Consider the following 12494-nt stretch of genomic DNA (forward strand, 5'->3'; position numbering starts at 1 on the left):
AGGGCGGCATGTCGGGACATTTCAAATATATCGTTGTCGGTCGTGGCATGATGGGTGCTGCCGCCGCCCGCCATCTGGCGGAAAACACCGAAGGTGTGGCCCTGATCGGCCCCGGTGAACCTGCCGACATCAAGTCACATCCGGGTGTTTTCGCCAGCCATTATGATGAGGCGCGCATTACCCGCACCATTGATGGTGATGCGGACTGGGCGCTACTCGCCAACCGCTCGATCGCGCGCTACACCGACATCGCGGCAAGGAGCGGCGTGGAATTTTACGCTCCCGTCGGCTGTCTGATGGTTGGGCCTGAACGCGGTTGCGACAATCCCTTTGTCGACAACGTCTGTGAGGCAGCGGCGCGTCTGCGGGTTTCCACGGAAATGCTTGACGACGCAGGTCTGAAAAGCGCCTTTCCCTATTTCTCCTTCGAGCCGGGCTGCGAGGGCGTGTTCGAAAAGGACAACGCCGGTTACGTCAATCCGCGCGCGCTGGTGAAGGCGCAGAGCGTTCTGGCAGACAAAGCCGGCGTTACGCTCATCGACGATATAGTCGTCTCGACGCGGGAAGAGGTTGGCCGTGCACGCGTCGAGACGGCCTCGGGCGCGGTTTATACGGCAGACCGGGTGCTGGTCGCTGCGGGTGGCTTCTCGATCACGAAGGATTTGTTGCCGCAGCCCGTCGCTCTCAATGTCTATGCGCGCACCGTCGCCTTCTTCGAGGTAGAGGAGGCGGAGCTGGGACAATATGCGGGCATGCCGTCGTTGATTTACGAGCCGCGCGACACGACGAAACATATCTATCTCCTGCCGCCCGTCCGTTATCCCGATGGCAGGTTCTATCTGAAAATCGGCGGCGATCCCGATGATAAGAAGCTCGATAGCGATCCCGAAATTCGCGCATGGTTCCGTTCCGGCGGGCGCGAAAGCGTTCGCGACCATCTCTCCGCCATCGTCGGGACCTTGGTGCCATCCATCGACCGGTCGCGCATTTCCACGGCCGCCTGCGTGGTGTCCAAAACGCCGGGCGGTTATCCGGCCATCGGCTTTACGACGTCACCGCGCATTGCGGTTCTGACTGGCGGCAACGGTACGGCGGCCAAGAGTTCCGACGAGATCGGGCGGTTAGGCGCCCTGTTGCTGCGGGATGGAAAAATTGGCAACGATGCCTATGCAACGGATTTCAAGCCTGCATTTCTTTGATCTTCCGTTACGCTTTTCGGTGGCTTTCGCCAAAGAACATGGGTATTGACGCCATGCCAGTTGGCTGGGCAGCCGCGCTTTACCAATGTCGAAAGACGGTAAGGTGAGGAAAGTCCGGGCTCCACGGAAATACGGTGCCGGATAACGTCCGGCGGGGGCGACCCCAGGGAAAGTGCCACAGAGAGCAAACCGCCATGCCTGGCATGGTAAGGGTGAAAGGGTGGGGTAAGAGCCCACCGCGCCGCTGGTGACAGTGGTGGCAAGGTAAACCCCACCGGGAGCAAGACCGAATAGGGATGACACGGGGCGCGGGCGAAAGCCTTCGTCTACAGCCGGTTTCCGGGCCCGTCATCCGGGTGGGTTGCGAGAGGCGGCATGCAAATGCAGTCCCAGATGAATGGCTGCCACGTTCCGGGTCAAACCGGGGCCATACAGAACCCGGCTTACAGGCCAACTGGCGAATTTCTTTTCCATTCCGCAGGCGAGCGCCGCGGCAGGAAATATCCATTTCATTGTTTTAAAAAAGAAAAACGGTGGTTTTACCGTGCCTTCGTGTGCCGTGAAAAAGCATCATGGGGTGCGAAGTAAACCATTCGTTAAACTTAACGGCTTATGAATTTCCGATGCGGAGTCGGTATCGTGCCGGCTTCTCCCATTGACGCCCATAGTGTCCCATGGTATCCCAAATGCACACCACACTGGGTCGTGTTTTTGACCCGCAATCGCTGAAACGAGTGAGGAGCCTGCAACGGGCTGCTGCAGGGCATGTCGCCCTGACGCTTGGCGATGTGTCGTGCGTACCGGTGTTGTCTGTGGGGCGGATGATTCGCTTTGCGGAATGCGGTTTTGGCGAGTTGAGTAATGGACCGCTTTTTATCGAACGTAACGAACAGGATCGACGCCAAGGGGCGCGTTTCGGTTCCGTCTCCGTTTCGTTCGGTGCTGGCACAGCGTGGGATTCAGGAGCTTTATTGTCTTCAGGATTTCGCGTTTCCGGCAATCAGTGTCGGCGGTCCGGATTTGCTGGAGCGCTACGAGCGGCAGATCGCGTCTATGGATGCCTTCTCGCCGGAGGCGAACGCAATGTCGCTGCTGGTACACGGCGGCGGCGTTTTCATGAAGCTCGATCAGGAAGGTCGGTTGATGGTGACGGATTTCGTCCGGGAATTTACCGGCATATCCACGGATGTCACCTTCGTTGGACGAGCGGATCATTTTCAGCTTTGGCAACCGCAGGCGTTTTTGGCGGCGCAGGCGGCAGCAAGAGCGGGGCGCGGTTTTTCGGCTGCACGCCCCGCATAGGACGGGGACACGGAATGGCGGCGAATTCTGGCGGGCGATCTTCTGATGCCGGTGAGGGACCTCAGCGTCACATCCCGGTCCTGCTTCGCGAAGTGATCGCTGCGCTCGAACCCGCATCCGGCAAGGTCATCCTCGACGGCACTTTCGGCGCCGGTGGCTACACCCAGGCAATTCTCGATCAAGGTGCCAATGTCATCGCGCTTGACCGCGATCCGAACGCGATCGCCGGCGGCCAGGCCATGGTTGCTGCAAATGGCGGCAGGCTTACCCTCATTCAATCGCAATTTTCCGATCTGGCAAGGCACGCGCCGGAAGGCGGTCTTGACGGCGTGGTTCTCGATATCGGCGTTTCCTCCATGCAGATAGACGAGGCCGAGCGCGGTTTTTCCTTCCAGAAGAACGGTCCTCTCGACATGCGCATGTCCAGCTCCGGCGTTTCGGCGGCGGATGTCGTCAATCGCGCCAAGGTCGGCGATCTCATCCGCATCTTCGGTTTTCTCGGCGAGGAAAAGCAGCCGGGCCGCATCGCCCGCGCCATTGAAAAGAGGAGGGCGGAAGAACCCTTCCGCACCACGCGTGATCTGGCGGGCCTCATTGAAATCGTTACGCCGCGCAAGGCTAAAGACAAGATCCATCCCGCAACACGGGTGTTTCAGGCGCTGCGCGTTTTCGTCAATGACGAACTCGGAGAATTGGCGCAGGCCCTGTTTGCTGCCGAGCGGGCCTTGAAGCCCGGCGGCCGGCTGGTTGTTGTCACGTTCCATTCGCTCGAAGACCGCATCGTCAAGAAATTCTTCTCCGAACGTTCCGGAAAGGCGGCGGGTTCCCGCCATCTGCCGATGGTGGAGGACAAGCCCGCCATTTTCGAAAATATCGGCAAGCCGATGGTCGCTGCAAGCGACGAGGAGGCAGAGATCAATCCGCGGGCCCGTTCGGCCAAGCTGCGCGCCGGCCTGCGCACGGCGGCACCTGCCCGGGCGGCAGATTTTTCAATTTTCGAACTTCCCGATCTCGCCAGCCTTGAAAAGATGGGAGGCTGATATGCTGCGCACATTCGATGTCGTGTTGATGGGTGTCATGGTCGCTGCGGCGGTGGTGACCTATTCGATCAAGCACAAGACCGATCTCAAGCTGGAACAGGTCCGCAAGCTCGAGACCGAAATCAAGCTCGAAAAAGACACGATCGATCTTTTGCGGGCCGACTGGGCACTGCTGACGCAGCCGAACCGCCTTCATCGTCTCGTGAATGCCTATCAGGACGAGCTTGGCCTTTCGCCGACGCTGCCGACACAATTGGCGCAGCCGCGGGAATTGCCGATGCTGCGCTCGCAATTGCCGCAGCCGCCCGAGCCGGAAGGCATGAGCGTTGCGGATGTCATCGCCGCCGCCGTCAACGGCTCCAAGCCGGGCGCTACGCTTGGCGGAGCTGCCAAGAAGAAATCACCGCCCGCCGGCCAGATTGCCGCCAATGGCGCTCCTGTTCCAACACCGCGGGCGCGTGTTTCCCGCCCCACGGCGGCTCCGGCTCCTGCCGTCGCCGCTGTCGCAGGCGATGAAGATGGCGAAATGGATGAAACCATAACTGGATCGGTGGACCGCTGATGTCTTTTCTCTCCCGCGTCATGGTTCTGAAGAGCAAGGCTCACTTTTCCGCCAGCACCACCGGCATTCACACTGACCATGCTGCTTTCGAGGGCGCTCGCAAGAAGAGGGCGGCCCAGGCGAAAAGCCGCGTCGGTCTCATCATTTTCGGCTTCATCGCCTTTTACGGCGTCGTGGGCGGCCGTCTGGTGCAATATGGCCTTGCCGAGCAGGAAACGGTTTCGAGCATTGCCCCTGCCGACCGGCTGATGGCGTCGCGTCCCGATCTTCTTGATCGTAACGGCGAGGTTCTGGCGACCGATATCCGCACTGTCTCGCTGTTTGCAGAGCCGCATCGCATCGTCGATATCGACGAAGCCATCGAGAAGCTGCGCACTGTATTGCCAGATCTCGACCAGCGCGGCACCTATCAGAAGCTTTCCTCCAATTCGCGCTTTCAGTGGCTGCGCCGTCAGTTGACGCCGAAGCAGCAGAGCCAGATCCTGGCGCTCGGCATTCCCGGTGTCGGTTTCCGCCCGGAAAAGCGCCGCTTCTACCCTGGCGGGCCAACAGCTGCCCATGTTGTCGGTCACGTCAATATCGACAATCGCGGTGTTGCCGGAATGGAACGTTACGTCGACAGCCAGGGACTGGCCGATCTGACGGCGCTCGGCATGACCAGCGATCAGCCGCTGGAGCCGGTGAAGCTTTCCATCGATCTACGCGTCCAGTCCATCGTGCGTGAAGTCGTGACCTCGGCCATTACCAAGTTCCAGGCGATCGGCGCGGGGGCTGTGGTTCTGGATGTGCATACCGGCGAAGTGCTCGCTATGGCCTCCGTGCCGGATTATGATCCGAACAACCCGGCAGAAGGTGCCAAGGAGGGATGGCTCAACCGCATGTCGAACGGCACGTTCGAAATGGGCTCCACCTTTAAATCCTTCACCATTGCCATGGGTCTCGATTCGGGTCGCGTCCGCCTGGGCGATATGTTCGACGCGCGTTATCCGATCCGCATCGGTGGCTTCACTATCAAGGACTTCCACGGCAAGGGCCGCATGCTCTCGGTGCCGGAAATTTTCCAGTATTCGTCGAACATCGGTACGGCAAAAATCGCTGACACCGTGGGTACCGAAGGACACAAGGAATTCCTGACGCGGCTTGGCCTTCTAACGCGCATGCAGACCGAACTGCCTGAAGTGGCGCTGCCTTCGCAGCCCCGCGAATGGAAGAAGATCAACTCGATCACCATTTCATTCGGCCACGGCGTTTCAACAACGCCGTTGCAGACAGCAGTTGCCGGTGCCGCGCTCGTCAATGGTGGGAAGTTGATCGAGCCGACATTCCTGCCACGCACGCGCGAACAGGCGGATCAGGTGGCAAAACAGGTGCTGAAGCCCGGCGCCAGCAAGGATATGCGCTTCCTGTTCGAATGGAACGGTGTCAACGGTTCTGGCCGTAATGCGCGCGTCGACGGTTTCAATGTCGGCGGCAAGACCGGTACGGCTGACAAGGTCGTCAATGGCCGTTATGTGCATGACAAGAACTTCAATGCCTTCCTTTCGGCCTTCCCGATGGACGACCCGCAATATGTGGTGCTCTCCTTCATCGACGAACCGAAGACGGACAAGGGCAATGGCGCGGCACTTGCAGGCACCTCGGCTGCGCCGATGGTGCACGATATCATCAGCCGCACAGCGGCAGTGCTGGGCGTGAAGCCGAAGTTCGGCAAGGATGGCTCGGCCTTGCTCGTGTCTTATTGATTGTTAGAGCTTATGGTGTTCCGGCGAATCGCGCCGGGGGGACAAGACGGACACAGTCGATGAATTTGCGAGATATATCCGGGACGGCGTTTCCGGAATTGAATGAATTGCTCCTGTCTGAGATAGGGGCAATCGAAATCGGGGGAATTACCGCAGACAGCCGCAAGGCTGCGCCCGGCAGCTTGTTCGTGGCGGTTGCGGGAACCAAGGCGGATGGCGCGGCCTATGTGAAGGACGCGGTCGCCAAGGGTGCGGTCGCCGTCGTTTCCGGGCATGCGGTGGATGCCGATGTGCCGGTCCTCGCTGTCACTGACCCGCGCCTCTACCTTTCGCTCGCCGCTTCCCGTTTTTATGGAAAACAGCCGGAAACCATGGTCGCCGTTACCGGCACCGCGGGAAAGACCTCCGTTGCCTCCTTCGTGCGGCAAATCTGGGCTTTCGCTGGCCATGCCGCCGCCCAGATCGGCACGACGGGTGTCATCGCTCCCGGCCGCGAAGATTATGGCGCGCTTACCACACCGGATCCGGTGACGCTGCATGCGCTTCTCGCCGAGCTTGCTGCCGAAGGTGTGACCCATGCAGCCATGGAAGCTTCGAGCCACGGCCTCGACCAGCGTCGCCTTGATGGCGTGAAGCTCGCTGCGGCCGGTTTCACCAATCTCGGCCGTGATCACATGGATTATCACCCGACAATCGAGGACTATATGGCCGCGAAGATGCGGCTGTTTGACACGCTGATGGAAAAGGGCGCGCCAGCCGTCATTTTTGCCGACGACCCTTGGTCGGATAAGGCCATTCGCGCCGCCGCGGATGCAGGCCTCAATGTGCGCACCGTTGGCCGGAAGGGCGATTATCTGACGCTGAAGCGTGTAGAGCATTTCCGTCACAAGCAGCTGATCGAAGTGCACCATGACGGCGTGATCCACGAAGTCGACATTCCGCTGGCCGGCGATTTTCAGGTAGCCAATGCTCTCGTCGCCGCCGGTCTTGCCATGTCCACCGGCGTTTCCGCCGCAACGGCCATGAAGGCGCTTCAAAAGCTGATCGGTGCTGCCGGTCGCCTGGAACTTGTGGGCCAGACGAAGAACGGCGCGCTTGCCTATGTGGATTATGCCCACAAGCCGGATGCGCTTGAAAATGTTCTGACCTCGGTCAGGCCCTTCACCTCCGGCCGCATCATCACCGTCTTCGGCTGCGGCGGCGACCGTGACAAGGGCAAGCGCCCGATCATGGGCGAAGTGGCGACACGTCTTTCCGACATCGTCATCGTTACCGACGACAATCCGCGCTCGGAAGACGCTGCAACGATCCGTTCCGAAGTCATGGCGGCTGCGCCGGGTGCGTTGGAAATTGGCGACAGGGCAGAGGCGATCCGTCATGCGGTGTCGCTGCTTTCGAACGGCGATACGCTGATCGTCGCGGGCAAGGGGCATGAAGAGGGGCAGATCGTCGGTTCCGTGACGCTGCCGTTTTCCGATCATGAACAGGTGCGTACCGCGCTGGAAGGATTGAAGATTTGAATTGGTTATGGACAGTCGCCGACATGATCGCCATCACGGCAGGGCGTCCCGTCGGGAACCTGCCGACCGGTATCACCGGCATTTCCATCGACAGCCGGACTGTGAAGGCTGGTGAAGCATTTTTCGCCATCAAGGGCGATAGGGTCGACGGCCATGACTATACCAGTTTTGCTGTCGCCAATGGTGCGGGCCTGCTGGTAGTCGCCGAAGGCAAGCTGCCGGCCCTCGGCCGCCTGACCGTGCCCATGATTGTTGTGGAGGATGTCCTCGCGGCGCTTGGCAAGCTCGCCATTGCGGCGCGTGAAAGGACCACGGCGCGGATCATCGCGGTGACCGGTTCTGTAGGCAAGACGACGACGAAGGAAATGTTGCGGCAGGCTCTGGCGCCTTCGGGCCGGGTTCATGCGGCGGTGGCGTCCTTCAACAATCACTGGGGTGTGCCGCTGACGTTGGCGCGCATGCCCGCCGATACTGAATTCGGCGTTTTCGAAATCGGTATGAACCACTCCGGCGAAATCCGTCCGCTGGTCAAGATGGTACGTCCGCATGTCGCGATCATTACCACCATCGCGCCAGCTCATTTGGGCAATTTCAAGAACATAGAAGAGATCGCGAGCGCCAAGGCGGAGATATTCGAAGGGTTGGAGGAGGGCGGCTTCGTCATCCTCAACCGTGACAACGCCCAGTTCGAGCAACTTGAAGAAGCGGCGCAGGACCAGGGTATCGAGCATATCCTGACCTTTGGGCAGCATGCCAAGGCCGATTTCCGGCTGGCCGATTTCGAAAGCACGTCCACGGGCTCGACCATCTGGGCGATCCTGAACGGCGAAACGAGCGAATTGCACCTGAATATTCCCGGCAGGCATATTGCCGATAACGCCATGGCGGTGCTTGGCGCTGTAGCCGTTACCGGCGCCAATCTCGACCGCGCTTTCGAAGTGCTCGGAACGCTCGAGGCAGTCAAGGGGCGCGGACAGCGCCATCGCTTGACGATTGAAAGCGGCTCCTTCCTGCTGATCGATGAGAGCTACAACGCCAACCCCGCCTCCATGCGGGCGGCGATTGCCGTGCTTGCGGAAACAGAAACGCAGGGTTATGGCCGTCGCGTTGCCGTTCTCGGCGACATGCTGGAGATGGGTGAATTCTCAGCCCAGCTACACGAGGAACTGGCCGGACCGCTGCTAGCCGGTGGTATCGAACATGTCTGGCTGGCTGGGGAGGCGATGGCCGCCCTTCGCGATGCGCTTCCGGACAGTGTAACTGTCATCTGGTTCCCGACGACAGCTGAACTTGCCGATTTTGCCCTGCAATGGGTGCAACCGGGCGATGCGCTGATGGTAAAATCGTCACTTGGGCTGGGTTTCGGCAAGATTGTCGCGGCACTGCTTGACAAGTATCCGGCATTCCCCGAGACGGAACGCCAAGTCTGAAATAGCCTTTTGAAAGGGCAATTATGCTGATCTGGCTCGTCGAACTGTCGGATAAAATTCAAGTCTTCAACCTCTTCCGGTACATCACCTTCCGGGCGGGTGCGGCGATGTTCACCTCTGCGTTGATCGTCTTCCTTTTCGGACCGGCGATCATCAATTCGCTGCGCGTGCGCCAGGGCAAGGGCCAGCCGATCCGTGCCGACGGGCCGCAGACGCATTTCAAGAAGGCTGGCACGCCGACCATGGGCGGGCTGATGATCCTTGCCGGTATTCTCGGCGGTTCGCTGCTCTGGGGTGACCTGTCGAACGTCTACGTCGTCGCCGTTCTGATGGTGACGCTCGGCTTCGGAGCTATCGGCTTTTACGACGACTATCTCAAGGTGACGAAGCAGAGCGACAAGGGCTTTTCCGGCAAAGCCCGTCTCGGCATCGAATTCCTGATTGCCGCGATTGCCGTGTTCTTCATGATGAAGGTGGCGCTTGCTTCCGCACCGCATGGCGGCACGCTCGGAAGCTCCATCGCCTTTCCGTTCTTCAAGGAACTCGTGATCAATCTCGGCTATTTCTTCGTGCTGTTCGGTGCTTTCGTGATTGTCGGCGCCGGCAATGCGGTTAACCTGACCGACGGTCTCGATGGTCTCGCCATCGTGCCTGTCATGATTGCAGCCGCCACCTTCGGCGTGATTGCTTATCTCGCCGGTAACGCGGTTTTCGCCAATTATCTGCAGATCAACTTCGTGCCCGGAACGGGTGAGCTCGCTGTCATCGTCGGCGCGGTGGTCGGGGCTGGTCTCGGCTTCCTGTGGTTCAACGCGCCGCCCGCCGCCATCTTCATGGGTGATACGGGTTCGCTGGCGCTCGGCGGCCTCATCGGCTCCATCGCTGTCGCCACCAAGCACGAGATCGTCATGGTCATCGTCGGCGGCCTGTTCGTGATGGAAACGCTCTCGGTCATCATCCAGGTTTTCTGGTTCAAGCGCACCGGCAGGCGCGTTTTCCTGATGGCGCCCATCCACCATCATTTCGAGAAAAAAGGCTGGACGGAAAGCCAGGTGGTCATCCGTTTCTGGATCATTTCCGTCGGTCTGGCGCTGCTCGGCCTTGCTACGCTGAAGCTGAGGTGAGCGATGATCCCGGTCTCGTCGTTCAGAGGTAAGAAGGTCGCGCTTTTCGGGCTTGGCGGTTCGGGCCTCGTCACGGCCCGGGCGCTGGTTGCCGGCGGGGCGGATGTTGTTGCTTTCGACGATAATCCCGACAGCGTCGCCAAGGCTGAGGCCGAAGGGATAACGACGGCTGATCTTCGAACGATAGACTGGCATTCCTTTTCGTCTTTCGTGCTCGCACCCGGCGTGCCGCTAACGCATCCGAAGCCGCACTGGTCGGTCGATCTTGCCCGGGCGGCGGGTGTCGAGATTATCGGCGATATCGAGCTTTTCATTCGCGAGCGCCGAGCGCATGCGCCGGATTGCCCCTTCATCGCCATCACCGGCACGAACGGCAAATCCACGACGACCGCACTGATTGCCCATATCCTCAAGGCTTCGGGCCGCGATACACAACTCGGCGGCAATATCGGCACTGCGGTGCTGAGCCTCGATCCGCCGAAAGCGCAACGTTTCTATGTCGTTGAATGCTCGTCCTACCAGATCGATCTGGCGCCGACGATCAATCCGACGGCCGGCATTCTGCTCAATCTGACGCCCGACCATCTCGACCGGCACGGCACCATGCAGCATTATGCCGATGTCAAGGAACGGCTTGTGGCGGGCAGTGGCACGGCAATTGTCGGCGTTGATGACAGCTATTCCACGCTGATCGCCGACCGCATCGAGCGTGCCGGCGTGAAGGTGGAGCGCATCTCCAAGCGCAATGTCGTTTCCGAAGGTCTTTATGCCGAAGGCAGCCGCATCCTGCGGGCGCATGGGGGCAAGTCCTCGCTGCTGGTCGATCTCGACGGCATCCAGACGCTTCGCGGCAGCCACAATACCCAGAATGCAGCGGCTGCAATTGCCGCATGCCTTGCCGTCGGCGTTTCCGAAGAGGACGTTCGCGCAGGTCTCAAGTCCTTCCCCGGCCTAAAACATCGCATGCAGCCGGTCGGTCGGCGCGGCAATGTCACTTTCGTCAATGACAGCAAGGCAACCAATGCCGATGCCGCAGCACCGGCCTTGTCGAGCTATGAGCGCATCTATTGGATCGCGGGCGGTCTGCCAAAGGCCGGCGGCATTGCCAGCCTTGCGCCCCTGTTTCCGCGCATCGCCAAGGCTTATCTGATCGGCGAGGCGGCGGCGGAATTTGCAGCGACGCTCGGCGAAGCCGTGCCTTATGAAATATCTGGCACGCTGGACAAGGCGGTGCAGCATGCGGCGGCGGATGCGGAAAAAGATGCGACGGCCGGCAGTATTGTGATGTTATCCCCGGCTTGCGCAAGCTTCGACCAATATAAGAACTTTGAAATCAGAGGTGATTCGTTCGTCGCGCAGGTTGCGGCGCTCGATGGCGTGACGATGCTCGTTCACTCTGGAAAAGGGGGCTGAGGCCATGGTAAGCCGAGTTGATCGCGGTCCGGTCGCGGAATGGTTCTGGACCATCGACCGTTTCTTTCTGGCGGCGTTCATCGCGCTGATGGGCATCGGCTTGATGCTGTCATTTGCGGCATCGCCGGCGGTTGCCGAACGCATCGGTCTCAACAGCTTCTTCTTCGTGGAACGTCAGGCGATGTTCATGGTGCCTTCGCTGGCGATCATGATCGGTCTTTCCTTCCTGTCGCCGCGTCAGGTCCGGCGCGTGGCAGTGATGATGCTGATCGCGTCGCTGCTGATGATGATTTTCGCGCTGTTCTTCGGTATCGAGGTCAAGGGTGCACGGCGCTGGATTTCCATCGGCAGCTTCTCGATCCAGCCATCGGAATTCATGAAACCCGCCTTCGTCATTGTCTGCGCCTGGCTGTTTGCCGAACGTGCGCGCCACCCCGAAATTCCCGGTAACCTCTTTGCTATCATCACCTTCGGTATCGTGGCGGCACTTCTGATTGCCCAGCCCGACTTTGGCCAGACCATCCTGACATCGGTGGTGTGGGGCGGCATGTTCTTCATGGCCGGTGTTCCGTGGTTCTGGATCATCGTGCTCGGCGGCCTCGGCGTTCTCGGCATCGTCTCCGCCTATCTGCTCCTGCCGCACGTCGCCGGCCGTATCGACCGTTTCTGGACCGGTGAGGGTGATACCTTCCAGGTGGATACGGCGCGCGAGGCGATCATTCGTGGCGACTGGTTCGGTCGCGGCCCGGGTGAGGGCATCGTCAAGCGTATCATTCCCGACAGCCATACCGACTTCATCTTCTCGGTGGCGGCGGAAGAATTCGGCATTGTTTTCTGCATGTTCCTTGTGGCGATCTTCGCCTTCATCGTGTTGCGCGGCCTCTCGCACGCCTTCAGGGAAAAAGACGATTTCTGCCGCTTTGCCGTGGCCGGTCTGGTCCTGCAGATCGGCATGCAGTCGATGATCAATATCGGCGTTAATCTGGAGCTGATGCCCGCCAAGGGCATGACGCTGCCACTGATTTCCTATGGTGGTTCGTCGATGATGGCGATCTGCGTCACGGCAGGCTTCCTTCTGGCGCTGACACGCCACAGGCCGGAAAAGAGGGCGCAGGAGCGCAGCTTCTTCCGCGTCGGTTCCGGCGTTCCTGCGGAGTAAATG

The 12494-nt window shown here is 60.1% G+C and carries 10 protein-coding genes and 1 other RNA gene; all 11 read left to right on the forward strand.

The features are described from left to right. The first annotated feature begins 8 nt into the window (after nucleotides 1–8). Nucleotides 9–1199: an NAD(P)/FAD-dependent oxidoreductase gene (locus AB4Z23_RS09935; RefSeq protein WP_421477165.1), complete on the forward strand. Its 1191-nt coding sequence runs from the start codon at nucleotides 9–11 to the stop codon at nucleotides 1197–1199. A 56-nt stretch (nucleotides 1200–1255) separates the two neighbouring features. Then, an RNA gene (gene rnpB / locus AB4Z23_RS09940) (RNase P RNA component class A) lies at nucleotides 1256–1661 on the forward strand. Nucleotides 1662–2060: 399 nt separating this feature from the next. After that, nucleotides 2061–2501, forward strand: a complete 441-nt coding sequence (gene mraZ, locus AB4Z23_RS09945; protein ID WP_003513235.1) for a division/cell wall cluster transcriptional repressor MraZ — start codon at nucleotides 2061–2063, stop codon at nucleotides 2499–2501. 14 nt (nucleotides 2502–2515) lie between these two features. Beyond that, entirely contained in the window at nucleotides 2516–3541 is a 1026-nt protein-coding gene (rsmH, locus tag AB4Z23_RS09950; RefSeq protein ID WP_013636514.1) for a 16S rRNA (cytosine(1402)-N(4))-methyltransferase RsmH, read from the forward strand. 1 nt (nucleotide 3542) lies between these two features. Next, the gene (gene ftsL / locus AB4Z23_RS09955) at nucleotides 3543–4103 is read left to right on the forward strand and encodes a cell division protein FtsL (protein WP_003513232.1); all 561 of its coding nucleotides are present in this window, start codon (nucleotides 3543–3545) and stop codon (nucleotides 4101–4103) included. Continuing rightward, nucleotides 4103–5845, forward strand: coding sequence for a peptidoglycan D,D-transpeptidase FtsI family protein (locus AB4Z23_RS09960; RefSeq protein ID WP_003513230.1), 1743 nt, complete (start codon nucleotides 4103–4105; stop codon nucleotides 5843–5845). Before ftsL ends, AB4Z23_RS09960 begins: the two co-directional genes overlap by 1 nt. A gap of 59 nt (nucleotides 5846–5904) precedes the next feature. Beyond that, nucleotides 5905–7365 (forward strand): UDP-N-acetylmuramoyl-L-alanyl-D-glutamate--2,6-diaminopimelate ligase, encoded by a 1461-nt coding sequence (locus AB4Z23_RS09965; protein ID WP_421477167.1) that lies wholly within the window; start codon nucleotides 5905–5907, stop codon nucleotides 7363–7365. Further along, nucleotides 7362–8795, forward strand: coding sequence for a UDP-N-acetylmuramoylalanyl-D-glutamyl-2,6-diaminopimelate--D-alanyl-D-alanine ligase (locus tag AB4Z23_RS09970; RefSeq protein ID WP_026330779.1), 1434 nt, complete (start codon nucleotides 7362–7364; stop codon nucleotides 8793–8795). Before AB4Z23_RS09965 ends, AB4Z23_RS09970 begins: the two co-directional genes overlap by 4 nt. Before the next feature lie 23 nt (nucleotides 8796–8818). Continuing rightward, a complete protein-coding gene (gene mraY, locus AB4Z23_RS09975; protein ID WP_003513226.1) occupies nucleotides 8819–9919 on the forward strand; it encodes a phospho-N-acetylmuramoyl-pentapeptide-transferase in 1101 nt (366 codons plus the stop codon). Between the two features lie 3 nt (nucleotides 9920–9922). Then, nucleotides 9923–11332 (forward strand): UDP-N-acetylmuramoyl-L-alanine--D-glutamate ligase, encoded by a 1410-nt coding sequence (murD, locus tag AB4Z23_RS09980; protein ID WP_421477169.1) that lies wholly within the window; start codon nucleotides 9923–9925, stop codon nucleotides 11330–11332. A gap of 4 nt (nucleotides 11333–11336) precedes the next feature. Further along, on the forward strand, nucleotides 11337–12491 hold the full coding sequence (gene ftsW / locus AB4Z23_RS09985) for a putative lipid II flippase FtsW (protein ID WP_003513223.1): 1155 nt from the start codon (nucleotides 11337–11339) through the stop codon (nucleotides 12489–12491). The last annotated feature ends 3 nt before the right edge of the window (nucleotides 12492–12494 follow it).

Source organism: Agrobacterium sp. MCAB5 (assembly GCF_052114365.1).
Taxonomy (GTDB): Bacteria; Pseudomonadota; Alphaproteobacteria; order Rhizobiales; family Rhizobiaceae; genus Agrobacterium; species Agrobacterium tumefaciens.

What these genes read in the sequence shown, in the direction of transcription:
- ftsL (WP_003513232.1), top strand. Translation starts at nt 3,543, where the DNA reads ATGCTGCGCACATTCGATGTCGTGTTGATGGGTGTCATGGTCGCTGCG.
- rsmH (WP_013636514.1), top strand. Translation starts at nt 2,516, where the DNA reads ATGGCGGCGAATTCTGGCGGGCGATCTTCTGATGCCGGTGAGGGACCT.
- mraY (WP_003513226.1), top strand. Translation starts at nt 8,819, where the DNA reads ATGCTGATCTGGCTCGTCGAACTGTCGGATAAAATTCAAGTCTTCAAC.
- AB4Z23_RS09935 (WP_421477165.1), top strand. Translation starts at nt 9, where the DNA reads ATGTCGGGACATTTCAAATATATCGTTGTCGGTCGTGGCATGATGGGT.
- AB4Z23_RS09965 (WP_421477167.1), top strand. Translation starts at nt 5,905, where the DNA reads ATGAATTTGCGAGATATATCCGGGACGGCGTTTCCGGAATTGAATGAA.
- mraZ (WP_003513235.1), top strand. Translation starts at nt 2,061, where the DNA reads ATGGACCGCTTTTTATCGAACGTAACGAACAGGATCGACGCCAAGGGG.
- ftsW (WP_003513223.1), top strand. Translation starts at nt 11,337, where the DNA reads ATGGTAAGCCGAGTTGATCGCGGTCCGGTCGCGGAATGGTTCTGGACC.
- AB4Z23_RS09960 (WP_003513230.1), top strand. Translation starts at nt 4,103, where the DNA reads ATGTCTTTTCTCTCCCGCGTCATGGTTCTGAAGAGCAAGGCTCACTTT.
- murD (WP_421477169.1), top strand. Translation starts at nt 9,923, where the DNA reads ATGATCCCGGTCTCGTCGTTCAGAGGTAAGAAGGTCGCGCTTTTCGGG.